Origin of the sequence: Streptomyces sp. NPDC006798 (assembly GCF_040635975.1) — a bacterium.
Lineage (GTDB): Bacteria > Actinomycetota > Actinomycetes > Streptomycetales > Streptomycetaceae > Streptomyces.
Genome location: NZ_JBEYIS010000051.1, coordinates 25834 through 52550, shown reverse-complemented (window position 1 = coordinate 52550; position 26717 = coordinate 25834). Strand labels below are relative to the sequence as shown.

The following is a 26717-nucleotide window of genomic DNA, read 5'->3' as shown; positions in this document are numbered from 1 at the left end:
GCGTCGGCGACGGCGTTGGCGATGTCGGCGGCCTCGCCGCGCCGGTCCGACGTACCGGTGAACGCGATCATCGGGGTGCGGGCCCGCACCCCTGGCCGCCCTCCGAGAACGGGGCCCGCGGCCTCACAGCCAGGAGGCGAACTCCAGCACCGGCTCCGCCATACGGGCCCGGTCCGTGTCGAGGGACCGTACCGCCGACGCGATCGCCCGGAACCGGGTCCAGCCCCTGACCCGCTCGGGGTCGAGGTCCAGCGAGTCGGCCAGCCGGGCCACCCGGCGGCGTGCGGTCGTCGCGCCCGCCGAGACCGCGACGAGGTCCTCCGCCCGGTCGCGGGCGAGCCGCGCGAGGTCGTAGGCGCGTTCCCCCACGAGCGGCGCGGGCCCGACCGTCAGCCAGGGCGCGCGGTCGCCCGCCAGGACTTTGCCCTGGTGGAAGGAGCCGTGCAGCAGGTACGTCTCCGGCACCGCGTCGGCCAGCAGTCCGTCCCGTACCTCCAGTGCCGCCGAGGCCAGCGGCGCCACGGGGTCGTCGGTACCGGCGAAGGCCCGCAGCCGGGCCGCGGCCGGGGCCGTACGGTCGGCGACGGAGTCGTAGCCGTGGCCAGCGGGCGGTTCCACCCAGAGCCGGCGGAGCGTACCCGCCGCTTCGAGTACCGCCTTCGCCTCCGGCAGGGACCGTACGGACACCTCGGGGTGCAGCCGCTCCAACAGCAGCCCGCCCCCGGCACCCGACCCGCCGCCGTCACCGGGACCCGCCGCGTCCAGCACACGGACCGCCCCGAAGCCGTCCCAGCGCTCCAGCGCCGCCAGCTCCGCGCCGGGCGCCGCGGACGGCGGGGCGAGCTTCAGCGCGGCCGGGGTGCCGTCGGGCCGGCGTACGAGGACGACGAGACCGCCCCGGCCCCCGGGGGCCACCACCCGCTCGACGTCGAGTTCCCAGCGGTCGACCGCGGCGGCGCCGAGGTTCGGCAGTTCGCCGAGCCAGGGCCCGTCCGTTTCCGCGCGGCCGTCCTCGGCGAGCGCCCGCACCAGACGCCGGGGCGCTTCGAATTCCATGCCTGCGCGACTTCCTCTCATTCCCCGGCCGGTGGGCCGGTCGCCGCCGACCGCTCGGCGAGCCCAGGAAAGGCTACGCCGCCGCCCCGCCAGCGCGCCGACCGCACCGCCGCCTCCCGCAGGGCCACCGCCGCCTCCGTGCGGAGGGGGCCGCGCGCGGCCCGGACGAGGTCCGCGCAGGCGCCCGCGACCCGGTCCTCCAGATGGGCGGCGAGCCGGACGGCGGACGCCGGGTCGGGGACGGGGAACGGCAGGGCGTAGCCGGGGGCGGCCGCGACGGGCGCGGCGGCCAGGTCGCGTACGGCCCTGATCAGGGCGTCGCGGCGGGCCCGGTGGGCGGCGAAGGCTTCCCGCGCCTCGGTCCGGCGGCCGTCGCCGACCCGGGCGCCGACGACGCCGTAGCCGTAGACGGCGGCGTGTTCGGCGGCGAGCGCCGCCTGGAGGGCGGTCAGCGGCTCCCGGCCGCCGCCGCTCACGGTCCGGAGTGCGCCGGGGGCGCCCCGCCCGGTCATCGGCCCGGTCCCGGGTCGGCCGCGACGGGCCGGGAGAGCAGATAGGCGTGGGCTGCTCCGGCCGCGGCGACGGAGGCGAGCAGCCGGGCGAGTTCGGGGCCCGCGCCGTCGAGTGCGGCGGTGTACGCGGCGGAGGACCGGCGCTCCGCGGCGACCAGGTCGGCCAGGGCGCGTGCCGGGTCGGGGTCGGGGGTGAGGCCGGGCGCGGGGGCGGTGGAGGTCGCGGGGGAGGGCGCCGTCGTGTGCGCCGGGTCATGGACGGCTCCGGATGCGCCGGCGCCGCCGGGCGCTGCCCCGCCGAGGGCCGTGACATGGGCGGCGGCCGAGGCCCGCAGCTCCGTGAGGCGCCCGGCGAGCGCCGGATGCGCGGCGATCACGGCGTCGTAGCGGTCCCTCAGCGCCCCGCCGGAAGCGGCCAATCGTTTCCGCAGCCGGGTGTCCGCCGCCTCGGACCAGCCACCCGGCGCGTTCCCCTGCTCGTACGCCCCCTGCGCACCTCGTGCCCGGTCTCGTCCGCCGGTATCCGACGGCTCACCCGAACAGCCCGTCAGCGCGCCCGCCGCCACCGCGCCCGCCGTGGCGCCCGTCATCGCGAGCGCTCTTCGTCTCGTCGTTCCCGGGCGTCCCACGCGTTTCTCCCTCGGTCGGCGGCCGGTATTGAGATGATCATCACCGCAGGCGAGCGTACCCGCGGCGGCCCCCGCGGTGGACGGCAACACCCTTCCGGACCGGATACCCTTTGATCTGACACGCGACCATCCGTGACCGCCTCGCGGCGCGGACGCGACGGACCCACAACAGCACACGCGGCCGAGGAGTCACCCGGATGAGCACCACCCAGAGCGAGAGGCTGCGCGGGTTGCTGGAACCGCTCGTCAGCGCCGCCGGACTGGATCTGGAAGAGATCGAGGTGTCCCGCGCGGGCCGTCGCCGCCAGCTGGTGATCGTCGTCGACTCCGAGGAGGGGCTCACCCTCGACGCCTGTGCCGAGCTGAGCCGTGAGATCTCCGCCCGGCTCGACGAGTCCGATGTGATGGGCGACGGGGAGTACACCCTCGAAGTGGGTTCCCCCGGTGCCGACCGCCCCCTGACCCAGCTCCGCCACTACGTCCGGGCCACCGGCCGGCTGGTGCGGTTCCGGCTGCACGACGGCGGCGATCTGGTCGCCCGGGTGCTCGCCGTCGACGAGGAGGGTCTGGACACGGAGGTCCCCGGGGTGAAGGGGCGCAAGCCGACCGCCCGCCGGATCGCCCTCGGCGAGATCGCCAAGGCGCGTGTGGAGATCGAGTTCAACCGCAAGGACAAGAAGGAAGAGGAGGCGTAGCCGTGGACATCGACGTGAAGCTCCTGAAGGGCTTGGCACAGGAGAAGGAGATCCCCTTCGATCTGCTGGTCGAGGCGATCGAGTCGGCCCTCCTCATCGCGTACCACCGCACTCCGGACAGCCGCCGGTACGCCCGGGTGGTGCTCAGCCGCGACACCGGCCATGTGACCGTCTGGGCCAAGGAGGACCCGTCGGACGTGCCGGAGGGGCAGGAGCCCAAGGAGTTCGACGACACCCCGACCGACTTCGGCCGGATCGCCGCCACCACCGCCCGCCAGGTCATCCAGCAGCGGCTGCGGGACGCCGAGAACGACGTCACCTTCGGCGAGTACGCCCGCCGCGAGGGCGATATCGTCTCCGGCCAGGTCCAGCAGGGCAAGGACCCGAAGAACGTCCTGGTCAAGCTGGACGACAAGCTGGAGGCCATCCTCCCGGCGCAGGAGCAGGTCCCGGGCGAGGACTACAGCCACGGACTGCGGCTGCGGACCTATGTCGTCCGGGTGGCCAAGGGCGTACGCGGCCCCTCCGTCACCCTTTCGCGGACCCACCCCAACCTGGTGAAGAAGCTCTTCGCGCTGGAGGTCCCCGAGATCGCCGACGGCAGTGTGGAGATCTCCGCGATCGCCCGCGAGGCCGGCCACCGCACCAAGATCGCGGTCCGCTCGGTCCGGTCCGGCCTCAACGCCAAGGGCGCCTGCATCGGCCCGATGGGCGGCCGGGTGCGCAATGTGATGGCCGAACTGCACGGCGAGAAGATCGACATCGTCGACTGGTCGGACGACCCGGCCGAGATGGTGGCGAACGCGCTCTCCCCGGCCCGGGTCAGCAAGGTCGAGGTGGTGGACCTGGCCGCGCGCTCGGCCCGGGTCACCGTCCCCGACTACCAGCTCTCCCTCGCCATCGGCAAGGAGGGCCAGAACGCCCGGCTCGCCGCCCGGCTGACCGGCTGGCGGATCGACATCCGTCCCGACACCGAGCAGACCGGTGACGCCGGGGAGCCGGACCGCCGCTGAGACCGGGACCGGCCCAGTCGGGAACCGGGACCGTTCGGGACCGCGCCCGGAAGCCGCCGACCAGCGGTTCACCGGCCCCGCGGATTGCGCCCGGCGCACGCCGGGCGCGATCCGCGGAGATCACACGGCCACGCGCCGTGGCCGATCGAGACAGATGAGTGTTCGATTTTTGCCCCAAAGGGGTGAGGTCGCTACGGGGAGGTAGACTTAGCCGTGTCTGGCCGGACGTATGTCGGCGCATGCCCAGAGCGCACGTGTGTGGGTTGCCGCCAGCGAGCGGCCAAAAGCGATCTCCTGCGCATCGTGAGGATCGGGGACGAGTGCGTCCCCGACGATCGCGGTACGCTGCCCGGCCGGGGTGCGTACGTCCACCCCGTCGTGGTCTGTCTCGATCTGGCGGTCCGCCGCCGGGCGTTCCCCCGGGCCTTCCGGGCCGGGGGGCCGCTCGAAACGGCCGGATTGCGCCTGTCCGTACAAAAGACGGAGCGGGCGGCGGAGCAGGATGTGTAAGAAGAAGTACGGCACGGATTCCCGTGCGGTCAGGTACCTCGCGAGTCGGAAGTAGGTCGAGATTGCGATGAGCACTCGATGAGTACGCGATGAGTACGCCCATGAAGTAGCGACGGTCCGGCGGTAACCGGACCTCAAAGGAGCGAAGTGGCTAAGGTCCGGGTATACGAGCTCGCCAAGGAGTTCGGTGTAGAGAGCAAGGTCGTCATGGCCAAGCTCCAGGAACTCGGTGAATTCGTCCGTTCGGCGTCCTCGACGATCGAGGCGCCGGTTGTGCGCAAGTTGACTGACGCGTTGCAGGGGTCCGGCTCAGGTGCCGGCAAGACCGCTGCCAAGCCCGGCGCGCCCCGTAAGGCCGCGCCCACCCCCGCCGCCCCCCGTCCGGGCGGTCCCACCCCCGGCGCGCCCTCTCCGGCCGCGCCCCGTCCCGCCGCCCCCAAGCCCGGCGCCCCGGCCCCCAAGCCGGCCGCCGCCGAGGCCCCCGGCAGCACCCCCCCTCCGGCCGCCCCGGCGGCCCCCGGCCCCCGGCCGGGTCCGAAGCCTGCGGCCCGGCCCGGCCCGGTCGCGCCCGTACCCGCGGCGGAGTTCTCCGCCCCGGCCCCGGCGCAGCCCGCCGCGCAGCCCGGCCAGTCCGGTCCCCGGCCCGGTGCCTCCGGTCCGCGTCCCGGCGCCCGTCCCGCCCCGTCCGGCGACCGCCGCGACGGCGGTCGTGAGGGTGGCCGCGGCGGCGACCGCGGCGGTGACCGTCCCGGGCGTCCCGCGCCCGGCCAGGGCGCCCCGCGCCCCGGCGGCAACCGTCCGGCCGGTCCCCGTCCGGGCAACAACCCCTTCACCTCCGGCGGCTCCACCGGAATGGCGCGCCCCCAGGCGCCCCGTCCCGGCGGCGCCCGTCCCGGCGGTGCCCCCGCGCCCGGTGGCGCTCCCCGCCCGCAGGGCGGCCCCGGCGGCGCCCCGCGTCCGCAGGGCCAGGGCGGTGCCCGTCCCACGCCCGGCGCGATGCCTCGTCCGCAGGCCCCCCGCCCCGGCGGCGGTCCCGCGGGTAACCGCCCGAACCCGGGCATGATGCCGCAGCGTCCGGCCGCGGGCCCCCGTCCGGGTCCCGGTGGCGGTGGCGGTCGCCCCGGTGGCGGCGGCGGTCGTCCCGGCGGTGCCGGTGCCGGTCGCCCCGGCGGCGGTGGCGGCTTCGCCGGCCGTCCCGGCGGCGGTGGCGGCGGCGGTCGTCCCGGTGGTGGCGGCGGCTTCGCCGGCCGTCCCGGCGGCGGCGGTCCCGGTGGCGGTGGCGGTGGCGGCGGCTTCGGCGGTCGTCCCGGCTTCGGTGGCCGTCCCGGCGGCCCCGGTGGCCGCGGTGGCACACAGGGCGCCTTCGGCCGTCCCGGCGGCCCGGCCCGTCGTGGCCGCAAGTCGAAGCGGCAGCGGCGCCAGGAGTACGAGGCCATGCAGGCCCCGTCGGTCGGCGGCGTGATGCTGCCCCGCGGCAACGGCGAAGCCATTCGTCTGTCGCGCGGCGCGTCCCTCACCGACTTCGCCGAGAAGATCAACGCCAACCCGGCGTCCCTCGTCGCGGTGATGATGAACCTCGGCGAGATGGTCACGGCGACGCAGTCGGTCTCCGACGAGACGCTCCAGCTCCTCGGCGGCGAGATGAACTACACGGTTCAGATCGTCTCCCCGGAGGAGGAGGACCGCGAGCTGCTCGAGTCCTTCGACATCGAGTTCGGCGAGGACGAGGGCGGCGAGGAATCGCTGGTCTCCCGTCCGCCGGTGGTCACCGTCATGGGCCACGTCGACCACGGTAAGACCCGACTGCTCGACGCGATCCGCAAGACCAACGTGGTCGCGGGCGAGGCCGGCGGCATCACCCAGCACATCGGTGCCTACCAGGTCGCGACCGAGGTCAACGGCGAGGACCGCCGGATCACCTTCATCGACACCCCGGGTCACGAGGCGTTCACCGCCATGCGTGCCCGCGGTGCCAAGTCGACCGACATCGCGATCCTCGTGGTGGCGGCGAACGACGGTGTGATGCCCCAGACGATCGAGGCGCTCAACCACGCCAAGGCGGCCGAGGTGCCGATCGTGGTCGCGGTGAACAAGATCGACGTCGAGGGCGCCGACCCGACCAAGGTGCGCGGTCAGCTCACCGAGTTCGGTCTGGTGGCCGAGGAGTACGGCGGCGACACCATGTTCGTCGACATCTCCGCCAAGCAGGGCCTCCACATCGAGGAGCTGCTGGAGGCCGTGGTCCTCACCGCCGACGCGTCCCTCGACCTCCGGGCCAACCCGGAGCAGGACGCGCAGGGCATCGCGATCGAGTCCCACCTCGACCGCGGTCGCGGCGCCGTCTCGACCGTCCTGGTCCAGCGCGGAACGCTCCGGATCGGCGACACGATGGTCGTGGGCGACGCCTACGGCCGTGTGCGCGCCATGCTCGACGACAAGGGCGAGAACGTGGCGGAGGCCGGTCCTTCGACCCCGGTCCTCGTCCTCGGTCTCACCAACGTCCCGGGCGCGGGCGACAACTTCCTCGTCGTTGACGAGGACCGCACCGCCCGCCAGATCGCCGAGAAGCGCGCCGCCCGTGAGCGCAACGCCGCGTTCGCCAAGCGGGTACGCCGGGTGTCCCTCGAGGACCTCGACAAGGTCCTCAAGGCGGGCGAGATCCAGCAGCTCAACCTGATCATCAAGGGCGACGCGTCCGGATCGGTCGAGGCGCTGGAGGCGTCGCTGCTCCAGCTGGACGTCGGCGAGGAAGTCGACATCCGGGTGCTGCACCGCGGCGTCGGTGCCGTCACCGAGTCGGACATCGACCTGGCCATGGGCTCCGACGCGATCGTCATCGGCTTCAACGTCCGCGCGGCCGGCCGGGCCTCGCAGATGGCCGAGCGCGAGGGCGTCGACGTCCGGTACTACTCGGTGATCTACCAGGCCATCGAGGAGATCGAGGCGGCCCTCAAGGGCATGCTCAAGCCGGAGTACGAAGAGGTCGAGCTGGGTACGGCGGAGATCCGCGAGGTCTTCCGCTCGTCCAAGCTGGGCAACATCGCGGGTGTCCTCATCCGGTCCGGCGAGGTCAAGCGGAACACCAAGGCCCGCCTCATCCGAGACGGCAAGGTGGTCGCCGAGAACCTCAACATCGAGGGTCTGCGCCGCTTCAAGGACGACGTCACCGAGATCCGCGAAGGCTTCGAGGGCGGTATCAACCTCGGAAACTTCAACGACATCAAGATCGACGACGTCATCGCGACGTACGAGATGCGCGAGAAGCCGCGCGGCTGATGCCGGGCGGTCGGCCGGGGCCGGTCGACGGAGAATTTCCGTCGATCGGCCCCGGCCGCTGCGTGTACGGTTCCTGTGTCCCTGTCGAACACCGACAGGCGCCCTTGAACCCGAACCGGCGGGACATCCGGATTTATCCATGTTTGTGGGGACGCTCTCGTTCGACCTCCTCCTCGGCGACGTACGGTCGCTGAAGGAGAAGCGCTCGGTGGTCCGCCCGATCGTCGCCGAGCTGCACCGCAAATTCGCGGTCAGCGTGGCGGAGACCGGCGACCAGGACCTCTACCGCAGAGCCGAGATCGCCCTCGCGGTGGTCTCCGGCGACATACGGCATCTGACGGATGTGCTCGACCGGTGCGAACGTTTCGTCGCCGGACGCCCCGAAGTGGAACTGCTCTCGGTTCGACGCAGGCTTCACGGCGACGAAGACTGAAGGAGACGCCGCCACGACACCGTGGCCCGGCACAGCAGGTAAGAAGGAGAAGGACCAGTGGCCGACAACGCGCGGGCGAAGAAACTGGCGGACCTGATCAGGGAAGTCGTCGCCCAGAAGCTGCAGCGCGGCATCAAGGACCCGCGGCTCGGTACGCATGTGACCATCACGGACACCCGGGTCACCGGAGATCTGCGGGAGGCCACGGTCTTCTACACGGTCTACGGCGACGACGAGGACCGGGCCAGTGCCGCCGCCGGTCTGGAGAGCGCCAAGGGCGTACTCCGCAGCGCCGTGGGCGCCGCCGCGGGCACCAAATTCACCCCCACCCTCACTTTCGTGGCGGACGCCCTCCCGGAGAACGCCAAGACTATCGAGAACCTCCTCGACCAGGCCCGTGCCTCGGACGCCCGGGTCAGGGAGACCTCGTCCGGCGCGGCCTACGCGGGCGAGGCCGACCCGTACCGCAAGCCCGGTGAGGGCGACGACGAGGACGAGGGCAACACCTCCGCATGACGCAGCGCACCCCCGTGCCCGACGGCCTGGTCATCGTCGACAAGCCGTCGGGCTTCACCTCCCATGACGTCGTCGCCAAGATGCGCGGCATCGCCCGGACCCGCCGGGTGGGCCACGCGGGCACCCTCGACCCCATGGCCACCGGAGTCCTCGTCCTCGGCGTCGAACGGGCCACCAAGCTCCTCGGCCACCTCGCCCTCACCGAGAAGGAGTACCTGGGGACCATCCGGCTCGGCCAGAGCACCGTCACCGACGACGCCGAAGGCGAGATCACCGGGTCCGCCGACGCCTCCGGGATCGCCCGCGCGGCGATCGACACCGGAGTCGCCGCCCTCTCCGGCGCGATCATGCAGGTCCCGTCCAAGGTCAGCGCCATCAAGATCGACGGCAAGCGGTCGTACGCCCGGGTCCGCGGCGGCGAGGACTTCGAGATCCCGGCCCGCCCGGTGACCGTCTCCGCCTTCACCGTCTACGACGTCCGGGACGCCGTGGCCGACGACGGCACCCCCGTCCTCGACCTGGTCGTCTCCGTGGTCTGCTCCTCCGGCACCTACATCCGGGCCCTCGCCCGCGACCTCGGCGCCGGACTCGGGGTCGGCGGCCATCTGACCGCCCTGCGGCGGACCCGGGTCGGACCCTACGGGCTCGACGCCGCCCGCACCCTCGACCAGCTCCAGGAAGAGCTGACCGTGATGCCGGTGGCCGAGGCCGCCGCGGCGGCCTTCCCCCGCTGGGACGTCGACGACCGGCGCGCCCGGCTGCTGGCCAACGGCGTACGGCTCGACATGCCGTCGTACGAGCGCTCACCGGTCGCCGCGTTCGGTCCCGAGGACCGCTTCGTGGCGCTCGTGGAGGAAGAGAAGGGCAAGGCCAAGAGCCTGGCCGTGTTCGTCTGACGGCCGTCCGCCCGCCGCCCATCCGCCGTCCGGCGAGGGGCGGCGGGCGGCCGAAGTGGCGGCCGGTGGCGGTCCTCCGCCGGGGACATGGCACCCTTAGTGCTGCGAATACTGGTCTGGTGAAACTGATGGTTCGGCGAGGAGCGGTCACAGTGCAGCGCTGGCGTGGCTTGGAGGACATCCCCCAGGACTGGGGGCGCAGCGTCGTCACCATCGGTTCCTACGACGGGGTCCACCGCGGGCATCAGCTGATCATCGGGCGGGCCGTGGAACGGGCCCGGGAACTGTCCGTACCGGCGGTCGTCGTCACCTTCGACCCCCACCCGAGCGAGGTCGTACGGCCCGGCAGCCACCCCCCGCTCCTCGCACCGCACCACCGGCGTGCCGAACTGATGGCCGAACTCGGGGTCGACGCGGTACTCGTCCTCCCGTTCACCTCCGAGTTCTCCCAGCTCTCCCCGGCGGACTTCATCGTGAAGGTCCTCGTCGACAAACTCCACGCCAGGACCGTCGTCGAAGGCCCCAACTTCCGCTTCGGCCACAAAGCCGCCGGGACCGTGGCGTACCTCGCCGAACTGGGCGCCACCTACGACTACGACGTCGAGGTCGTCGACCTCTACGTCAGCGGTGCGGCGGGCGGCGGCGAACCCTTCTCCTCCACCCTCACCCGCCGCCTCGTCGCCGCCGGTGACGTCGCGGGCGCGGCCGAGATCCTCGGCCGCCCCCACCGCGTCGAGGGCATCGTCGTCCGCGGTGCCCAGCGCGGCCGGGAACTGGGCTACCCCACGGCCAACGTGGAGACCCTGCCGCATACCGCGATCCCCGCGGACGGGGTCTACGCGGGCTGGCTCACCGCCGACGGCGAACGGATGCCGGCGGCGATCTCCGTCGGGACGAACCCCCAGTTCGACGGGGTCGAGCGGAGCGTCGAGGCGTACGCGATCGACCGCGTCGACCTCGATCTGTACGGCCTCCACGTGGCGGTCGACTTCCTCCAGTACATCCGCGGCCAGGAAAGATTCGCCACGGTCGACGACCTCCTGGTGGCCATGGCCCGCGACGTATCCCAGTGCCGGGAGCTCTTGGCGTAGTCGCTGGGGCGCCTCCCGCTGTGGGGTGCGCCGCGTCGGGGCGCCGGGTGCTGAGGTTTCCCGCTTCGTGCGGGGCCGTTCGCGCCTCAGGTGCCGGCGGGGCTGTTGGGGATGTGACCGTTGCTCCAGCGGTATGCGGGCGGTCTTGTTCTGTGGCGGGAGGGTCGGTGGCCTCCGGGCTCACCTCCTCACGTACGGCGGAGGTGGGGTTGCCTGGGAGGGAGACCCGTCTCTTTTCCGCCGTCCTCCCCCAAAGCTGCCTTTGGGGGGACCCCCAGGGGGCGACCCCGCACCCCCCGACCACGCCGACCGCACCTGTCCCCTGGTGCTGGAGCCCGTCCCGGGGGAGGTGGTCAGGGGCGCGGGGAACTGCCGCGACAAGCCACGCACGGGCCGCAGGCCGCCGACAACATCAGGTTGCTGGGCGCGTCCCGGGTAGTTCGGGGCGGTGCTCAGGAGGGCCGAGGCGCTGGGGGTCCCCCCAGTGCCGAAGGCATAGGGGGCGGAACCGCACGACAAGCCCACGACGGCCCGCGGTCGGAACACCTCCGGAGGAGGCACTGTCGCGGCCCGGAGGGCGCACCCCTTCACGAGGGGCGTGACCAGGGGCGCGGGCCGCGAAGAAGCGTCAGGCGCCGGGCGCTACCCGGGGCGCCACCTGGGTGAGGTGGCAGGAGACCCCCGCGTCACCGATGCGGACCGGCGGCGTCCCGCGGCAGAGCGAGGCCACGCCCGAGGACTCCGCCGCGCCGGACGCCAGTGACGGGCAGCGCGCGTGGAAGCGGCAGCCGGGTGGGACGCGCGTCGGGTCCGGGGGTTCCCCGGAGAGGACCGTCGCGGGGAGCGGGGATTCGGGGAGTACCGAGAGCAGCGCCCGCGTATAGGGGTGCCGGGGCTCGGTGAGGACCGTTTCGACCGGGCCCGCTTCCACGACGCGGCCGAGGTACATGACGGCGACCCGGTCGGCGATGTTCCACGCCAGGCCCAGGTCGTGGGTGACGACGAGTGCGGAGAGCCCCAGTTCGTCGCGGAGCCGGAGCAGCAGCGCGAGGATCTCGCCGCGTACGGAGGCGTCGAGGGAGGCCACGGGCTCGTCGGCGACGAGGAGTTCGGGCTGGAGGACGAGCGCGCCCGCGATGACGACGCGCTGCCGCTGGCCGCCGGAGAGTTCGTACGGGTAGCGGAGGAAGAAGCGGTCGGGCGGCCGGAGCCCGGCGAGGGAGAGCGCGCGGGCGACGGCGGCGCGTTCGTCGCCGGGTGTCCCGTGCACCCGCAGGCCCTCGGCGACGGCGTCGTAGACGGTGTGCCGGGGGTTGAGGGAGCCGGTGGGGTCCTGGAGGACGAGCTGGGCGCGGCGGCGGTACGCCTTGAGGGCGCGGGCGGTGTATTCCAGGGGCCGTCCGGCGAAGGCGACCCGGCCGGAGGTGGGGGTGACCAGTCCGAGGAGGGTTCTGGCGAGGGTGGTCTTGCCGCAGCCGGACTCGCCGACGAGGGCGACGATCTCGCCTCGGCCGACGGTGAGGTCGACTCCGTCGACGGCGCGCGCCGGGGGTCGGCCGCGGCGTCCCGGGAAGGTGACGTGGATGTCCTCGGCGCCGAGCAGCGGGCCCGTCGTGGTGGTCACCGCGACCCCTCTCCGGCGTGGACGCAGGCCGCGTGGTGGGCGGTGCCGACCCGGACGAGGGCGGGTTCCCGTTCGCCGCAGCGGTCGTCGGTCCTGGGGCAGCGCGGCCGGAACGTGCAGCCGCCGGGCAGCGCCGACGGGTCGGGCGGGTCGCCGGGCAGTCCCCGGGGCGCGCGCCGGGACGCGGGGTCGCCGACTCGGGGGAACGCCGAGGCGAGGGCCCGGCCGTAGGGGTGGTGTGCGGCGGTGTGGACCGCCCGGGCCGGGCCCTCCTCGACGATCCGGCCCGCGTACATCACCGCCAGCCGGTCGCAGGTCTCGGCGAGTACCGCCAGATCGTGGCTGATCATCAGCAGTCCGATGTCCTGGTCGGCGACGAGCCGTCCGATCAGCCGGAGGATCTGTGCCTGGATCATCACATCGAGGGCCGTGGTGGGTTCGTCGGCGATGATCAGCCGGGGGTCGCAGGCGAGGGCCATGGCGATCATCACCCGCTGGCGCTGGCCGCCGGAGAGTTCATGCGGATAGGCGTCGGCGCGGTCGGGGGGCAGGCCGACCTGGTGGAGGAGTTCGGTGACCCGTTCCCGGGCCCGGGCGGGGGGAGCCGAGCGGTGCAGCAGGATCGGTTCGGCGATCTGGTCGCCGATCCGGTGGACCGCGTTGAGGGAGTGCATCGCGCCCTGGAAGACGATGGACGCGCCCGCCCAGCGGACGGCCCGCAGCCGCCCCCAGCGCATGGTGAGGACGTCCTCGCCCGCGAACCGGATCTCGCCGCCGACGGAGGCGCCCGGCGGCAGCAGCCGCAGCAGCGCCATGGCGAGGGTGGACTTGCCGCAGCCGGATTCCCCGGCGATGCCGAGTTTCCGTCCGGCGGGCAGTTCGAGGTCGACGCCCCGGACGGCGGGTACGGCGCCGGGCCCGGAGCCGTAGGCGACCCGTAGGTCCCGGACGCTCAGCAGTGGTTCCGTGGTCATCAGCGGGCCCCCAGCTTCGGGTTGAGGACGGATTCCACGGCCCGGCCGCAGAGGGTGAAGGCGAGGGCGACGGCGGCGATCGCCAGTCCGGGCGGGGCGAGGTACCACCAGTGGCCGGAGGAGACGGCGCCCGCCTCCCGGGCGTCCTGGAGCATGCCGCCCCAGGACACCACGGTCGGATCGCCGAGGCCGAGGAAGGCGAGGGTGGCCTCGGTGAGGATGGCGGCGGAGATCCCGAGCGTCGTCTGGGCCAGGACCAGCGGCATCACATTGGGCAGGACGTGCCGGTTCATGATGTGGCCGTGGCCGCCGCCGAGGGCCCGGGCGCGTTCGATGTAGGGCCGGGACTCGACGGCGATGGTCTGGGCCCGGACCAGCCGGGCCGTGGTGGGCCAGCTGGTGACACCGATCGCCACCACCACCGTCCAGACGCCGCGTGACATCACCGTGGCCAGCACGATCGCCAGGACCAGGGTCGGCATCACCAGGAACCAGTCCGTGACCCGCATCAGGGCCGTTGCGAACCAGCCGCCGTAGTGCCCGGCGATCACACCGACGAGGGTGCCGATGGCGACCGAGAGCGCCGCCGCCAGCAGTCCGACGAGGAGGGAGATCCGCGCACCCCAGACCAGCAGGCCCAGCAGATCGCGGCCGAACTGGTCGGTACCGAGCGGGAACGCGGCGCTCGGCGGCTCCAGCGGCCCGCCGGACGCCCGGGTGACGCTCTGGACGTCGTCGCCGACCAGCAGCGGCGCCGCCAGGGCGACCAGCGCGATCACGGTGAGCGCCGCCAGGCCGAGCAGCCCGGCGCGGTGCGTACGGTACGCCCGCCAGAAGCGGACGGCCGACGCCCGGCGGCGGGCGCGGGCGAGGGACGCCGGGGCGCTCATCGCGCCACCCGGGGGTCGAGGAACGGATAGACCAGATCGGCCAGCAGGTTCATCACGATCATCGCCCCCGCGAACACCACGAAGAGTCCTTGTACGAGCGGCAGGTCCGGCACGCTCAGCGCCTGGTAGAAGAGCCCGCCGAGGCCCGGCCAGGAGAACACCGTCTCCACCAGGATGGAACCGGCCGCCACCTGCCCCAGATTGATGAAGACCATGGTCACGGTCGGCAGCAGGGCGTTCGGTACGGCGTGCCTGCGGCGTACCACCGCGTCCCGCAGCCCCTTGGCGCGGGCCGTGGTCAGATAGTCGCCGCCCATCTCGTCCAGCAGCGACGACCGCATCACCAGCAGGGTCTGGGCGTAGCCCACGGCGACCAGGGTCAGTACCGGCAGCACCATATGGTGGCCGATGTCGAGGGCCCGGGCGAAGCCGGTCGTATCACCGGACTCCATCCCGCCGGTGGGGAACAGCCCGGGGACCGGGCCCACCCCGACCGCGAGCACCACGATCAGCAGCAGCCCCAGCCAGAACGACGGCACCGACCAGAGGGTCAGCGCCACCCCGGTGTTCAGCCGGTCGCCGAGTCCGCCGTGCCGCCAGGCCGCACGGGTGCCCAGCCAGAGCCCGAGCGCCGAGTAGAGCACCACGGCCACCCCGGTGAGCAGCAGGGTCGCTGGCAGCTTCTCGGCGATCAGCTCCCCGACCGGGGCCCGGAACTGGTACGACATCCCCAGATCGCCGGTGAGCGCGCCCGCGCAGTACTCCGTGAACTGCCGCCACATCGGCTGGTCGAGACCGAACTGGCGGCGGAGTGTCGCGAGCTGCTCCGCCGAGGTCGGGGTGCCGTGCGTCATCGCCTTCACCGGATCGCCGGGGACGATCCGGAACAGGAAGAAGCTGGTGACCAGGACCGCGAGCAGGGAGAACGCGGCCCCGGCCAGCCGGGACGCCAGATAGGGCAGATAGCCGCGGGCCCGGCCGCGCAGCCGGGCGCCGCGCCCGGCCGCGGCCGTCTTCTCGGGGCCGGTGTCCGTGCCGGGCGCGCCGAGGGCGACGGCCGCGGCGGGCGGGGGAGTGGGTGTGGTCGAGGGAGAGGTCATCGGCTACTCACGGTCCTCCACGGTCGCGCGGCGCCGCAGTACGACGAGGATCGCGAGGACCGTCGCGGGTACCAGTGCCGCGCCGAGGGCGAGCAGTATCGTTCGGGCGCCGGTGCCGTCCGGCGTACCGTCACCGGCCCCGGCGGCCGGTACGGCGGACCACCAGCTCCAGTAGCCGTCCTGGCCCCAGATGTTGCCCGCGGCCCCGGGCATCGTCGTGATGGACGCGATCTGGTCGGTGCGGTAGGCCTCGACCGCGTTCGGATAGGCGAGGACGTTCATATAGCCGGTGTCGTACAGCCGGGACTGGAGCCGTTTCACCAGCCCGGCCCGGACGGCCGGGTCGTATTCGGCCGACTGGGCGGCGTACAGCTCGTCGTACCGCCGGTCGCAGATGAAGTTGTCGGTGGAACCGGTGTCCCGGGGGGTGGCGGGCAGTGCGGCGCAGGTATGGATGGCGAGGGCGAAGTCGGGGTCCGGATTGACCGACCAGCCGTCGAACGCCAGGTCGTAGTCGCCCTTGAGCCAGGGGTCGGAGACATTGTCGAGACAGTCGACCCGCAGTCCGATGCCCAGCTCGCCCCACCACTCCCGCAGATACTTGCCGATGGCCCGGTCGTGGGCGTCGACGGCATGGCAGAGGAGCCGGAAGTCGAGCGGGCGGCCGTCCTTCCCGGCCCGCCGTCCGTCGGCCTTGCGCCGGTATCCGGCCCGGTCGAGCAGGGCGGCGGCGCGGGCGGGGTCGTAGCCGATCCGCTGCCCGGCGGCCGGTTTCCAGAAGTACGCGGCATAGCGGGGCGGGATGTAGCCGTCGCCCTCCACGGCGTGCCCCTGGAACACCTTCTCCACCAGGGTCCGCCGGTCCACCGCGTGGAACAGGGCCTTGCGGACCGCCGGGTCCAGCAGCGCCGGATGCCCGCTGCCGAAGGTCTTCCCGTCGCGGGAACGGGCCCCGGGGTTGGTCGCCAGGGCGAGGAAGCGGCGCCCCGGGGCGTCGTTCACCCGGATGGAACGCTCGCCCGCCAGCGCCTTCGCCTGAGCGGGCGTCAGCCCCTGGACGAAGGAGACCTCGCCCTTGCGGAGCGCGGCCACGGCCGCGTCGCCGTCCTTGTAGTACTTCAGCAGCAGTTCGTCGAATTCCGGGGCGCCCCGCCAGAACGACGGATTGGCCCTGAGCCGCAGATACTGGTCGATCTTGAAGTCGGTGATCACGAACGGCCCGCTGCCGACGACCGGGAACCGCTTGTCGTTGTTGAAGGTGGAGAAGTCGCCGACCTTCTCCCAGATATGCCGGGGGACGATCGGGATATCCAGGGCGACCATGGTGGCCTGCGGCTTCTTCAGCCGTACCACCAGGGTGCGGTCGTCGGGCGCGGTCACCTGCCGGAAGTTGGCGGTGAAGCTGCCGGAGGCGGTCGCCGCGTTCTCGTCGGTGAGGATCTTGTCGAACGTCCAGGCCGCGTCATGGGCGGTCAGCGCCCGGCCGTCGGACCAGCGGGCGTTCCGCCGGATGGTGTACGTCCAGGTCAGCTTGTCCGGCGAGGAGCGCCACGAGGTGGCGAGACCGGGGATCGGGCGGCCGTCCGTGACGTCGTAGTTCGTCAGATACTCGTAGGCCAGACGGTGGACCGTGGTGGAGACGAGCCGCTGGGCGCGGAACGGGCTGAGCGAGTCGACGCTCTGCGAGACCGCGATCGTCAGCACCTTCCGGCCGCCGCCTCCGTCGTTTCCGGCGCCGTCCCGGCCGTCGTCGGCGGCGGCGGCCGGGAGCGGGGGGAGGACGAGCAGCGCACCGGCCGCGGCGGCGGTGAGCAGCCGTCCCGCACCGGTCGCGCGGGGCCGGGACGGCGGCGGGCCCCCGCCCGCCGCGGCCGGGACCCGGGCCGGGTCGCAGGGGTGGGCCGGAGGGACCGATGAGGACGACGGGACCTGGGGGACCATGGCGGTGACCTCGCGTCGGCTGGGGCGGGATCGCGGACGGGCCGAGCCGGGGATCTGCGGGCGATCCGGTCCGGCGCTGGTACATACCCCGTAGACGGCCCGGCGTACCCCCGCTGGGCTGCGGCGATACCCCGAGGGCCCGGATCGCTTCGGCGATCCGGGCCCTCATTGGTCCACTCCTCTGCCGCCCTACTGCTGAGGGGCCGGCGGTGGCTGCTGCGGCCAGCCGGCGGGCGGCACCGCGCCCTGGGATTCGGCCTGATCCGCCTCGGCGGGCGGTCCCTGCAGGGGCGGAACGGGCGGATACCCCTGGGCCTGCGGCGGCTGCTGAGCCTGCGGAGGCTGCTGGGGCCAGCCGGTCTGCTGCGCCGGGGGAGCGGTGGGCTGCCCCTGCGGCGGATAGGGCTGCTGGGGCGGGAGCTGTCCCCCGTACGGGTGCGGTACGCCGCCCTGCGGATACGGCTGACCGGGTGTCGGCTGCCCCGGGATCTGCTGGCCCGGAATCTGCGGTACGGGCCCGCCCGCGGACTGCTGCGGCGGATACGGCTGCCCCTGCTGGGGCGGTCCGGCCGGGGGATACCCGCCGGGTCCCGGCTGACCCGGCTGCCCCGACGGTCCCGGCACGCCGGGCTGTCCGTAGCCGGGCTGGCCCGGCATCGGGGGCGCCATGGTCGGCGGCGGATTGCCGTTCGCCGTCCACAGCCCCTGCTGCTGCTGGGCGCGGGAGAAGTCCTCGGCGATCAGTGCCGACAGATTGAAGTACGCCTCCCGGGTCTTCGGCCGCATCATGTCGAGGTCGACCTCGGCGCCCGCCGCCAGATGCTCGTCGAACGGCACCACGACCACCCCGCGGCAGCGCGTCTCGAAATGCGCCACGATGTCCTCGACCTTGATCATCTTCCCGGTCTCCCGGACCCCGGAGATCACGGTCACGGACCGCTGCACCAGCTCCGCGTAGCCGTGCGCCGAGAGCCAGTCCAGGGTCGTACTGGCGCTGCTGGCGCCGTCGACGGAGGGCGTCGAGATGATGATCAGCTGATCGGCGAGGTCCAGCACCCCGCGCATCGCGCTGTACAGCAGACCGGTCCCGGAGTCGGTGAGGATGATCGGGTACTGACGGCCCAGCACCTCGATGGCCCGCCGGTAGTCCTCGTCGTTGAAGGTCGTGGAGACCGCCGGGTCCACGTCATTGGCGATGATCTCCAGACCGGACGGCGCCTGGGAGGTGAACCGGCGGATATCCATGTACGAGTGGAGATACGGGATCGCCTGCACCAGGTCGCGGATGGTCGCCCCGGTCTCCCGCCGCACCCGGCGGCCGAGCGTCCCCGCGTCCGGGTTGGCGTCGATGGCCAGGATCTTGTCCTGCCGCTCGGTCGCCAGCGTCGAACCGAGCGCCGTGGTCGTGGTGGTCTTGCCGACACCGCCCTTGAGGCTGATGACCGCGATCCGGTAGCACGACAGCACGGGCGTACGGATCAGCTCCAGCTTCCGCTGCCGCTCGGCCTCCTCCTTGCGCCCGCCCAGCTTGAACCGGGACGCGGCGCCCGGGTTCCGGCTCGACTTGGCCTTCTGCTTGTTGTTCCGCAGCAGCCGGTCGGACGACAGTTCGACCGCCGCCGTGTAGCCCAGCGGCGCGCCCGGCACGGAACGCTCGCGCTGGTCGTGGGTGACGGCCGTCGGCCAGCCGCCCCCGGCCCGGGGGTCGGCGGGCGGCTGCCCGGCACCCTGGGCGGGACCCTGATCCTGCGCCTGCGGCGGCTGCGCCTGGTGCTGCGGCGGTCCGGGCTGCGCCGGGTGCGGGAAGCCGTACCCCGGCTCGTGCGCGGCGGGCGGCAGCGGCGCCGACGGAGCGGTGTGCGGCGGCGGGAAACCGTAGCCCCGCGCGGGACCCGGGTCCTGCGCCTGCGGCGACGGCTGATGGTCCGGCAGCGGTTGTGACTGCGGCTGCGCGGGCACGACCGGCGGGACCGCGGGCGGCGTCTGCGGCTGCGGGAATCCGTACCCCGTGCCCTGCTGCTGCGGAAGCGGCTGTGCCTGTGCCTGTACCGGCGGCTGCGGTTGCGCGGGCGGGCCGGGCCGGGGCGGCGTCGCCGGGTGCGGATAGGCGTAGCCGGACTGCTGCGGTACGGGCGGCAGGGGCGGGGCGCCGTGCGGGGGCGCCGACGGCGGCGGGGCGGACTGGTCGGCGGTCTGCGGGGAGACCGGCCACTGCGGCTCCGACGCCTCGGCGGGCTGGAACGCGGGTGGCAGCGGCGGCAGCGTGCCGCCCTGCGGCGGGCCCGGCGTCCACGGCTGCGCGGGCGCGGGCGGCACCGCGTCCGGCCGGGCGTCCCACGGCACTTCGGCGGCGGGCGGCGCGTCGGGTACGTGCGGAGCGACGGGTGCGGCAGTTGTGTGCACGGGGGCGGCCTCGGGCTCGAAGGCCATGGGCGGCACGGCCGGTGGCACCGTGTCGCGGGGCTCGTCGGCCGCCCCGTCGAAGGTGTCCGAGACCTCGGGGCCGGCCGCCCGGCTCTCCTCGGTCTCGCCGGGGGAGTCCTGGAGTTCCGGTACGGCGCCGGCGTCCGCCGACCCGTCCGAGGACCCGTCCGTCGCGGAACCGTCGGCAGGTGCGGCCGGTGCGGCCGGTGCGTCGATGGGGGTGGCCGGGCTCTCCTCCGTACCACCGGATCCGCCGAGGACGGCGTCGCCCGCCGGTTCTTCCTCCTCGGCGGCGCGCTCCGCCGCGGCAGCGGCGGCGGCGGCCGCGTCCCGCTCCGCGATCTCCCGCTTCAGGGCCGCGGGCGAGAAGCGCATCGTGGCGCCGCTCTCCACATCGCCGCCGCCGAACGGCTCGGCCGCCGCCGGCGGGGCGGCCGGAGCCGTACCACCGTGGCTGTGACCGTAATCGTCGACGGCGGGAGCGGCGGGAGCGGCGGGAGCGGCTTCCGGGCCGGGGACGGGCGGCGGGAGCGGCGCGGCACCCTGCGCCGCCGCCGGGTCGTAGCCGTACGCGGGCGGCGCCGGGGGCGTTTCGGGGCCGGGCGCGGGCTGGTGCCAGCCCTGCTGGGCCGGATAGCCGCCGTCCGCGGGCGGGCCGGGTACCGCCACGGGCGCGCTGTCCGGCGGCGGGGGCGGCGGAGGCGTGGCACCACCCGAGGTGTCGCCCGGCGTGTTCTGCGTGTACCAGGCGGGCGGGGTGTAGTCGATGGTGAACTCACCCGTCATCTCGGCGGGATCCGCGTCGGACTCGTCGGCGGGAAGGTCCCAGCCCCCGCGGATCCCGTCCCGATCGCTGTTCACTCTGCCTCCTGGTGTGGTCGAGCACCGATGGGTCCCGGTGCGATGGGCGACCGCCGTCTGCCGATCGGCCCGCCGGTACCGTCACTCGGCGACGGGGTGCTCGTGGGTACGGTCCGCCGCTGTCCTCCACCCTAAACGCCAGGGACGACAGCCCGGCAGCCCCGGCGCCGCCACCGGCCCGCGGCCCGGGCCCCGGTATGCCCCGGGGCCCGTCCGGCGCTGCGGCGAGAAGGACGAAACGGTACGGAACGCCTCCAGGAGGCGCTTCGGCGCCCGGGTGAACTCCCGGTGAACGGTGCCCGGTCCACCGGCGGGCATCGGCGAGCGGTGCCGTACACCGGTGTCACTGAGGACGGCGCGCGCCCCGGGCGCACGGCTCGCACGCCGGGCTCGCGGGGCGCCGACGGCCGTCAGGTGAGGTCGAACTCCCCGTCCCGGGCGCCCAGGACGAACGCCTCCCACTCCGCCGCCGTGTACCGCAGCACCGTGTCCGGATCCAGCGACGAGCGCATCGCCACCCCGCCGCCCGGCAGATGGGCGATCTCGACCCGCTCCTCGTCGGCCTCGGTGCCGGGCGCGCTCAACCACTCGACGTCCGAGATGTCGAGCGCGTACAGCTCGTCCTTCTCCTGCGCGCTGCCCATGGGCCACGCTCCCCTTCGTTCGTGCGCGTTCCGTCCCGCACCGGGACGGCCGGACCGTGCGAAGGCCGCCGGTCCGTGCAACTGAAGGGATTTTAGGCTCAACGGGACCTGGTTCCGGGAGCTGTTCCCCGGAAGATCCCCGACACCCGCGACCCGGCTCCACGCCGCCCGACCACCCGGCGAACGGATGTGCGGCGCCGGTGCCCGGTCCGTACGCGTGGGCGGTCCTCCACGCGTACGGACCGGTATGCCTCCGGACCCGTACATCCTCCGGAGCCGTACCGCCGTGCCGTGCAAACCGGACCTGCGGTCCCGCGGGCCTCCACGGCCCCGCGCCCCGCGACGGCCCGGCCCGGCCCGGCCCGGGTCAGTCCATCCGCCGGGCCGTGCCCAGCAGTCCCGTCTCCGCGTCCGTACCGCTGGTCATCACCCAGTTCCGCTCGCGGCCCGCGCACCAGAGCGTCACCCCGTCCGCCAGCGTCGGCAGCGCGCCGCTCTCCGCCTCCGCGAGACCGAGGATCCGGCCGATCTGCGCCGCCTCCTGCGGAGAGACCCGCTGGACGCCGACCAGGGTCGCCGCCCGGAGCAGCCGGGGCGCCACCGGACTCAGATACGGCAGCAGGGTCAGTACCGACTGCCAGGGCGCCGAGACCACCCGGCCGCGCGGCGGCCGCATCCCGCAGTCCCGGATCACCACGACCGGACTGCCGACCGTCGCGCCCATCGGCGGAACCCGGCCCACCTCGTGCAGCGTGATGCAGTCGAGACCCGCGCCCGCCGCCTGGGCGAGCGTCGTCCACGCCTGCGGACGCCCGGTCTCCACCGCCACCCGCGCGCCCGTCCCGGCCGCCCGCAGCGCAAGTACTTGTGCCGTCCACAACCCGCCGATCAGCAGGACGTCGTACGGAGTCGACCGGTGGAAGCCCACCATCAGCGCCCGGCCCTCGGCGTCGTCGCCGATGACCACACCGTCGTCGCCCACCGGCAGCGACAGCGCCCCCAGATCGGCGACGGGCATCGTATGACCGGGATGACGGGGCCCCGCCAGCCGCCGCGCGGAACGCGCCGGAAGCAGCCTCATCGCGCACCCCCGAGCGGCAGCGTCGCCAGCGCGCCGGGCAACTGCTCGCGGTCCAGCCGGACCAGGGACACCTTGCCGGTCCTGGCGTGCTGCTCCAAGGTGCGCCGCACCCCGATCAGCTCGGTGTCCGAACCGCCCGTGACCCGGACATGACCCGCCATCGACATCGCTCCCCGGTGCGCGCCCCGCCGGAGCGTCAGGCTGAAGGTGGTGGCGTACGCGGGCGCGGCCGTCAGCAGCGCCACCAGCTTCGGCAGCGGCGCCGCGCCCCGGCCCAGCTCGGGCCAGCGGCCCACCGCGTACGTGGTGTGCCAGCGGTCGTCGCAGCGCCACACCCGGGCGGTCTCCGAGGTCCGCCGCTGCGGTACGGCGTCCGGGCGCGACGCCCGGGCCGCCAGCCGGGGGCTCGCGCAGGCGGCGGTGGCCAGGGTGGAGTTCAGCTCCTGCTGGTCCAGGACGACGGCCGAGAACCCGGCACCCGTCGCCCGGCTCGCGATATGGTCCGCGACCCGCACCAGACAGCGCTGGGCGCCCGTCACACCGCCACCGCGGGCCTCCACGGCCTCCCGGCACAGCTCGGGGTCGAGCTTCACCGCCACCCAGGTCATCCGGAGCGCCGGGGCACCGGTCTTCTCCTGAAGAGGCGTGTACGACAGCCTGGCCACCGACCGCTCCGGCAGATGAGGCGCGGGAGCGGACCGAACCTGCTGCACCAGCTGCACCGAGTCGACGACGATGTCGTCCACCTCCAGCGCGCCGCCCAGCAGGGAGAGCGGCAGGGCACGGGCGCCGAACGCCGGGCGCAGCGCGGCGCCGCTCGCCTCGATCCGTACCACCGCCGTCAGGAAGGAGCCGTCACCGAGCATGCCGACCGTACGGCGGTTCTTGTCGACATAAGGACTGGGGCGGAGTCCGGGGACGCCCTCGACGACCGGGGCCAGTGAAGGATCCGTGTCGGCCGGGGCCGGAGCCGATGCCCTGCGGCGCGAGCGCAGCGCCAGCGCCGTGGTCGTCCAGTCCTGGGCCGACTGGCCCCTGCGGCGCAGAAAGGCGAGGACGACGAGGACCGCGGCCACCGCGGCGGCGGGCACGAGCCACAACTTGCCCGCGACCGCCCCGACGGCGGCGATCACCAGCGCGATCTCCACCAGGGCGAGCTGCCGCAGCTGCAACGGGCCGAGCCGGCTCGTCCGGGAGAGCGGACGGAGGGTCGTCGTGGCGGGCGGGGCGGCCGGGCCCGGACGGGATATGCCGCCGTCCGCCCCTGAACGCGGCCCGCGGCCCCGTGAACCGCCGCGCCCACGGTCGTTGCGCGCGCCCCCCGCACGTCGTCCGGGCGTCCGCCCATTTCGCGCGCGCGTCGCCGTAGCCATCGCCGCGATGCCCCCTCGTGTCCGTAATTCCCAAATTCCGGTGGACGTTGACAGGGCGATCACCCTACCTGAGCGGTAAGTCACGAGCCCCAGCAGGCATAGTAGGGGCCGTACGACGGCGGGCCGATTCGGAGAACGACGGTGAAGCACGGCCCGGTCGCCAAGCGGGGAGAGGGACAAGCGGACAGATGGCATCACGTCGGGACGAACTCAACGCCTACACCTTCGCCAAGCGACGGTTGATCGCGCAGTTCCTCCAGCCCAATACGACGGGATCGGAGGAAGGCGCGCCCAAGCCGCTGCGCGCGGTCGTCCCCGGCGCCATCATCGGTGTGGTGATTCTCGCCGGATTCGGTGCGTGGGGGATGTTCAAACCGGTGGCACCCAAAGGGTGGGACAAGCCGCGCGAGAACGTGATCATCGCCAGCAAGTCCACCACGCGATATGTGGTGGTGGAAACCGACGGGAAGAAGCAGCTTCATCCCGTTCTCAACATGGCCTCCGCGAAACTCTTGCTGAATCTCGACAAGGGCAAGGTCATCAAGGTCGACGAGTCGATACTCGACAGCGGAAAGATCCCGCACGGCGCCACCCTCGGAATTCCCTACGCGCCGGACCGGCTGCCGAAGGCGAAGGACGCGGGCAAGGCGAAGCGCTGGGCCGTCTGCGAGCGGCCGGGTCCGGGTGGCCGGGCCATCCACAAGGCCGCGTTCATCTTCGCCGACCGCGAGAAGGGCAAGGTCGACGGCGACCACCGGCTGGCGGGCGGCGAGCTGCTGTACGTCGAGTCGGACAAGGTCCGCTATGTCGTGGACGCGAGCGGTACCGCGTACCCCGTCGAGGAGAACGAGACCCTGCTGCGCGTGGTCGTCGGCCGGGACTCGGAACCCCAGCGGGTCTCCAAGCAGTGGCTGGCCACCCTCAAGAAGGGCCATCGGATCACCTTCCCCGAACTGCCCGAGACGGTCGGCGAGGACGCGGGCGTCACCGGCAGCCTCGAACCCGACGCCAACCGGGTCGGTATGGTCCTCAGGGCCACGGAAGGCACCGATGAGCAGCACTACGTCGTCTTGAAGGGCAGCGTCGCGCCCATCACGGACTTCGTCGCCAAGCTGCTGCTCAACAGCCCCGACGAGCGGCTGGTCGGGCTGAAGCAGGGCGGCAAGGCCACCAATGTCAGCGCCGGTGCCTTCCAGCCCGGCGAAGCTTTCGCCGGGACGAGGAAGTGGCCCGCCGAGGCGCCCGCCGCCGTCAATACGCCCCGGCTCGGCGAGGGCAGCCGCAACACCGTCTGCAATGTGCTGCGCGAGGCGTCCGCCGGAGGCGCGACGACCCTCAGCACCTGGGCCGGGACCGACTTCCCGGCCGATCTGCCGACCGGTTCGAGCACCGCCTACGTCACCCCGGGCTCCGGGCTGCTCTACCGCCAGCTCACCGGCAAGTCGGTCGGGTCCGGCTTCCTCTTCCTGGTCACCGACACCGGTCTGCGGTACGCCATGCAGTCCAACAGCGACAGCGCCACCGACGACTCCGGCATCGGAACCACCGAGGAGCAGAAGAAGGAGCAGGAGACCCAGAGCCAGCTCGCCCAGCGGCAGCTCGGCTACAAGGACGTGACCCCGGTCTGGGTCCCGGCCGAGTGGTCCGCCTTCCTGCCCACCGGCCCGAGGCTCTCGACCGGCGCGGCCAACGAGCCGCAGGGCTCATGAGGGCGGGCGGCCGGATGACACTCCCCTCCCCGGGCCGGGCCCTGACCGTCTGCGCGGCCACCGCCCTCGCCCTCGCCGCCGTACCCGTCACGGCGGGCGAGGCGACCGCCAGCGGTACCCAGTGCGAGTACCCGAGCAAGCCGTACAAGGGCCGCCCCTGGGCGCTCCAGCGCGTACTCCTCGACGAACTGTGGAAACAGTCCACGGGCAAGGGCGTCAAGGTCGCCGTCATCGACACCGGCGTCGACATCAAGCACCCCCAGCTCAGCAAGGCCGTGGACGCGAAGAACGGCCTCAACCTCCTCCCGGAGAAGAACGACAAGGGGGAGAAGATCGAACGCGGCGCCGCCAACGGCACCACGGACGAGGTCGGCCACGGCACCAAGGTCGCCGGGATCATCGCGGCCCGGCCCGCCGCCGACACCGGCTTCGTCGGCCTCGCGCCCGGCGCCACGATCATCCCCGTCAAACAGAACGACGCCGAGGGCAACGGCGACGCCGCGTCACTGACGAAGGCGATCAACGAGGCCGTCGACCGGGGCGCGGGAGTCATCAACATCTCCCAGGACACCGCCGACGCCGTCGCCCCCGCCGAGGCGCTGAAGGACGCCGTCGACCGGGCCCTGGCCGAAGGAGTCGTGGTGGTGGCGTCCGCGGGCAACGACGGCTCCGGCGGCAACATCAAAAAGACGTACCCCGCCTCGTACGAAGGCGTACTCGCGGTCGCCTCGTCCGACCGGAACAACGAGCGGGCCGCCTTCTCCCAGTCCGGCGACTTCGTCGACGTCGCCGCCCCCGGCGTCGACATGGTCACCACGGTCCCGCTCGGCGGACACTGCGCCGACAACGGCACCAGCTTCTCGGCGCCCTACGTCGCCGGACTCGCCGCCCTCGTCAAGGCCAAGCACCCCGACTGGAAGCCCCACCAGATCATCGCCCAGATCCAGCAGACCGCGGAGCGCTCCACCCCGGGCCACGACCGGCTCGTCGGCTGGGGGATCGTCGACCCCGTACGCGCCCTCACCGAGGACGAACGCCCCCTGGAGAAGCCCGTCGAGGCCGGCGGACTCGTCCGCGGCAAGGCCCCCAGCCCCGCCCGGTACGACCTGGGCGAGACCGCCCAGGAACGCAACGCCCGCCTCGCCACCTATGTCGTGATCGGCGGAGGAGTCCTGGTCGCCGTGATCTCCGGCGCCGCCGTCGCCCTCCGCGACGCCCGCCGCCGCGCGAGCCGGGTCATGGGCGGCTGACTCGGGGAGATCCCGAGGAGACCCGGCGCCCCCCGACCCCGGCCGCGCCACCCCCATGATGAGATGGTCGGGCGCGGCACCGGGGGACGTCCGGGAAGTGGTGGAACGACTAAGCCACTTGGGACTGTCATAGCCAGTCGTTAGAGTGGTAAGCGGTCTCTTTTCAAGAAGACCGGATCATCACACTGGCAATGTGGTGCAGCAGGAACAAACGGGGAG

At 73.4% G+C, this 26717-nt stretch carries 22 protein-coding genes; 10 read left to right on the top strand and 12 right to left on the bottom strand.

Features of this window, described 5'->3' with window-relative positions:
- Positions 1–123 precede the first annotated feature (123 nt).
- From ABZ714_RS27990 to ABZ714_RS27980, 3 genes are read right to left on the bottom strand one after another with little or no spacing between them, the layout of a single operon-like run.
- The gene (locus ABZ714_RS27990; RefSeq protein WP_358828120.1) at positions 124–1056 is read right to left on the bottom strand and encodes an aminoglycoside phosphotransferase family protein; all 933 of its coding nucleotides are present in this window, start codon (positions 1054–1056) and stop codon (positions 124–126) included.
- A 17-nt stretch (positions 1057–1073) separates the two neighbouring features.
- Positions 1074–1568: a ferritin-like domain-containing protein gene (locus tag ABZ714_RS27985; protein WP_358828119.1), complete on the bottom strand. Its 495-nt coding sequence runs from the start codon at positions 1566–1568 to the stop codon at positions 1074–1076.
- Entirely contained in the window at positions 1565–2158 is a 594-nt protein-coding gene (locus tag ABZ714_RS27980) for a hypothetical protein (RefSeq protein WP_358828118.1), read from the bottom strand. Before ABZ714_RS27980 ends, ABZ714_RS27985 begins: the two co-directional genes overlap by 4 nt.
- Before the next feature lie 236 nt (positions 2159–2394).
- Between ABZ714_RS27980 and rimP the strand changes: the two genes are divergently transcribed.
- From rimP to ABZ714_RS27940, 8 genes are all read left to right on the top strand, one after another.
- Entirely contained in the window at positions 2395–2892 is a 498-nt protein-coding gene (rimP, locus tag ABZ714_RS27975; RefSeq protein ID WP_358828117.1) for a ribosome maturation factor RimP, read from the top strand.
- A 2-nt stretch (positions 2893–2894) separates the two neighbouring features.
- Positions 2895–3905, top strand: coding sequence for a transcription termination factor NusA (gene nusA, locus ABZ714_RS27970; RefSeq protein WP_358828116.1), 1011 nt, complete (start codon positions 2895–2897; stop codon positions 3903–3905).
- A gap of 213 nt (positions 3906–4118) precedes the next feature.
- The gene (locus ABZ714_RS27965) at positions 4119–4415 is read left to right on the top strand and encodes a YlxR family protein (RefSeq protein ID WP_358828115.1); all 297 of its coding nucleotides are present in this window, start codon (positions 4119–4121) and stop codon (positions 4413–4415) included.
- A 147-nt stretch (positions 4416–4562) separates the two neighbouring features.
- Complete coding sequence (gene infB / locus ABZ714_RS27960) at positions 4563–7691, top strand: translation initiation factor IF-2 (RefSeq protein ID WP_358828114.1); 3129 nt, start codon at positions 4563–4565, stop codon at positions 7689–7691.
- 139 nt (positions 7692–7830) lie between these two features.
- Positions 7831–8124, top strand: a complete 294-nt coding sequence (locus ABZ714_RS27955; protein WP_358828113.1) for a DUF503 domain-containing protein — start codon at positions 7831–7833, stop codon at positions 8122–8124.
- 57 nt (positions 8125–8181) lie between these two features.
- Positions 8182–8640, top strand: a complete 459-nt coding sequence (rbfA, locus tag ABZ714_RS27950; RefSeq protein ID WP_358828112.1) for a 30S ribosome-binding factor RbfA — start codon at positions 8182–8184, stop codon at positions 8638–8640.
- Positions 8637–9536, top strand: coding sequence for a tRNA pseudouridine(55) synthase TruB (truB, locus tag ABZ714_RS27945; RefSeq protein WP_358828111.1), 900 nt, complete (start codon positions 8637–8639; stop codon positions 9534–9536). Before rbfA ends, truB begins: the two co-directional genes overlap by 4 nt.
- A gap of 152 nt (positions 9537–9688) precedes the next feature.
- A complete protein-coding gene (locus ABZ714_RS27940) occupies positions 9689–10627 on the top strand; it encodes a bifunctional riboflavin kinase/FAD synthetase (RefSeq protein WP_358828110.1) in 939 nt (312 codons plus the stop codon).
- 628 nt (positions 10628–11255) lie between these two features.
- Here the strand turns inward: ABZ714_RS27940 and ABZ714_RS27935 are convergent.
- The 9 genes from ABZ714_RS27935 to eccE form a co-directional block, all read right to left on the bottom strand.
- Positions 11256–12251: an ABC transporter ATP-binding protein gene (locus ABZ714_RS27935; protein ID WP_358828109.1), complete on the bottom strand. Its 996-nt coding sequence runs from the start codon at positions 12249–12251 to the stop codon at positions 11256–11258.
- Positions 12248–13225, bottom strand: a complete 978-nt coding sequence (locus ABZ714_RS27930; protein WP_358828108.1) for an ABC transporter ATP-binding protein — start codon at positions 13223–13225, stop codon at positions 12248–12250. The genes ABZ714_RS27935 and ABZ714_RS27930 overlap by 4 nt, the downstream gene beginning before the upstream one ends.
- Complete coding sequence (locus ABZ714_RS27925) at positions 13225–14115, bottom strand: ABC transporter permease (protein WP_358828107.1); 891 nt, start codon at positions 14113–14115, stop codon at positions 13225–13227. Before ABZ714_RS27925 ends, ABZ714_RS27930 begins: the two co-directional genes overlap by 1 nt.
- The gene (locus ABZ714_RS27920; protein ID WP_358828106.1) at positions 14112–15215 is read right to left on the bottom strand and encodes an ABC transporter permease; all 1104 of its coding nucleotides are present in this window, start codon (positions 15213–15215) and stop codon (positions 14112–14114) included. The genes ABZ714_RS27925 and ABZ714_RS27920 overlap by 4 nt, the downstream gene beginning before the upstream one ends.
- 3 nt (positions 15216–15218) lie before the next feature.
- Entirely contained in the window at positions 15219–17156 is a 1938-nt protein-coding gene (locus ABZ714_RS27915) for an ABC transporter substrate-binding protein (RefSeq protein WP_358828105.1), read from the bottom strand.
- A gap of 189 nt (positions 17157–17345) precedes the next feature.
- A complete protein-coding gene (locus ABZ714_RS27910; protein ID WP_358828104.1) occupies positions 17346–20441 on the bottom strand; it encodes an SCO5717 family growth-regulating ATPase in 3096 nt (1031 codons plus the stop codon).
- 410 nt (positions 20442–20851) lie between these two features.
- Positions 20852–21085, bottom strand: coding sequence for a DUF397 domain-containing protein (locus ABZ714_RS27905; protein ID WP_358828103.1), 234 nt, complete (start codon positions 21083–21085; stop codon positions 20852–20854).
- A 367-nt stretch (positions 21086–21452) separates the two neighbouring features.
- Entirely contained in the window at positions 21453–22166 is a 714-nt protein-coding gene (locus ABZ714_RS27900; RefSeq protein WP_358828102.1) for a hypothetical protein, read from the bottom strand.
- Positions 22163–23539, bottom strand: a complete 1377-nt coding sequence (eccE, locus tag ABZ714_RS27895; RefSeq protein ID WP_358828101.1) for a type VII secretion protein EccE — start codon at positions 23537–23539, stop codon at positions 22163–22165. The genes ABZ714_RS27900 and eccE overlap by 4 nt, the downstream gene beginning before the upstream one ends.
- 188 nt (positions 23540–23727) lie before the next feature.
- On the opposite strand from eccE, the gene eccB reads away from it, so the two are divergent.
- The gene (eccB, locus tag ABZ714_RS27890) at positions 23728–25248 is read left to right on the top strand and encodes a type VII secretion protein EccB (protein WP_358828100.1); all 1521 of its coding nucleotides are present in this window, start codon (positions 23728–23730) and stop codon (positions 25246–25248) included.
- Positions 25249–25262: 14 nt separating this feature from the next.
- Positions 25263–26498: a type VII secretion-associated serine protease mycosin gene (gene mycP / locus ABZ714_RS27885; RefSeq protein ID WP_358828099.1), complete on the top strand. Its 1236-nt coding sequence runs from the start codon at positions 25263–25265 to the stop codon at positions 26496–26498.
- Positions 26499–26717 lie beyond the last annotated feature (219 nt).

What these genes read in the sequence shown, in the direction of transcription:
- ABZ714_RS27990 (WP_358828120.1), bottom strand. Translation starts at nt 1,056, where the DNA reads ATGGAATTCGAAGCGCCCCGGCGTCTGGTGCGGGCGCTCGCCGAGGAC.
- ABZ714_RS27985 (WP_358828119.1), bottom strand. Translation starts at nt 1,568, where the DNA reads ATGACCGGGCGGGGCGCCCCCGGCGCACTCCGGACCGTGAGCGGCGGC.
- ABZ714_RS27980 (WP_358828118.1), bottom strand. Translation starts at nt 2,158, where the DNA reads ATGACGGGCGCCACGGCGGGCGCGGTGGCGGCGGGCGCGCTGACGGGC.
- rimP (WP_358828117.1), top strand. Translation starts at nt 2,395, where the DNA reads ATGAGCACCACCCAGAGCGAGAGGCTGCGCGGGTTGCTGGAACCGCTC.
- ABZ714_RS27955 (WP_358828113.1), top strand. Translation starts at nt 7,831, where the DNA reads ATGTTTGTGGGGACGCTCTCGTTCGACCTCCTCCTCGGCGACGTACGG.
- truB (WP_358828111.1), top strand. Translation starts at nt 8,637, where the DNA reads ATGACGCAGCGCACCCCCGTGCCCGACGGCCTGGTCATCGTCGACAAG.
- ABZ714_RS27930 (WP_358828108.1), bottom strand. Translation starts at nt 13,225, where the DNA reads ATGACCACGGAACCACTGCTGAGCGTCCGGGACCTACGGGTCGCCTAC.
- ABZ714_RS27925 (WP_358828107.1), bottom strand. Translation starts at nt 14,115, where the DNA reads ATGAGCGCCCCGGCGTCCCTCGCCCGCGCCCGCCGCCGGGCGTCGGCC.
- ABZ714_RS27920 (WP_358828106.1), bottom strand. Translation starts at nt 15,215, where the DNA reads ATGACCTCTCCCTCGACCACACCCACTCCCCCGCCCGCCGCGGCCGTC.
- ABZ714_RS27915 (WP_358828105.1), bottom strand. Translation starts at nt 17,156, where the DNA reads ATGGTCCCCCAGGTCCCGTCGTCCTCATCGGTCCCTCCGGCCCACCCC.
- ABZ714_RS27905 (WP_358828103.1), bottom strand. Translation starts at nt 21,085, where the DNA reads ATGGGCAGCGCGCAGGAGAAGGACGAGCTGTACGCGCTCGACATCTCG.
- ABZ714_RS27900 (WP_358828102.1), bottom strand. Translation starts at nt 22,166, where the DNA reads ATGAGGCTGCTTCCGGCGCGTTCCGCGCGGCGGCTGGCGGGGCCCCGT.
- eccE (WP_358828101.1), bottom strand. Translation starts at nt 23,539, where the DNA reads ATGGCTACGGCGACGCGCGCGCGAAATGGGCGGACGCCCGGACGACGT.
- eccB (WP_358828100.1), top strand. Translation starts at nt 23,728, where the DNA reads ATGGCATCACGTCGGGACGAACTCAACGCCTACACCTTCGCCAAGCGA.
- mycP (WP_358828099.1), top strand. Translation starts at nt 25,263, where the DNA reads ATGACACTCCCCTCCCCGGGCCGGGCCCTGACCGTCTGCGCGGCCACC.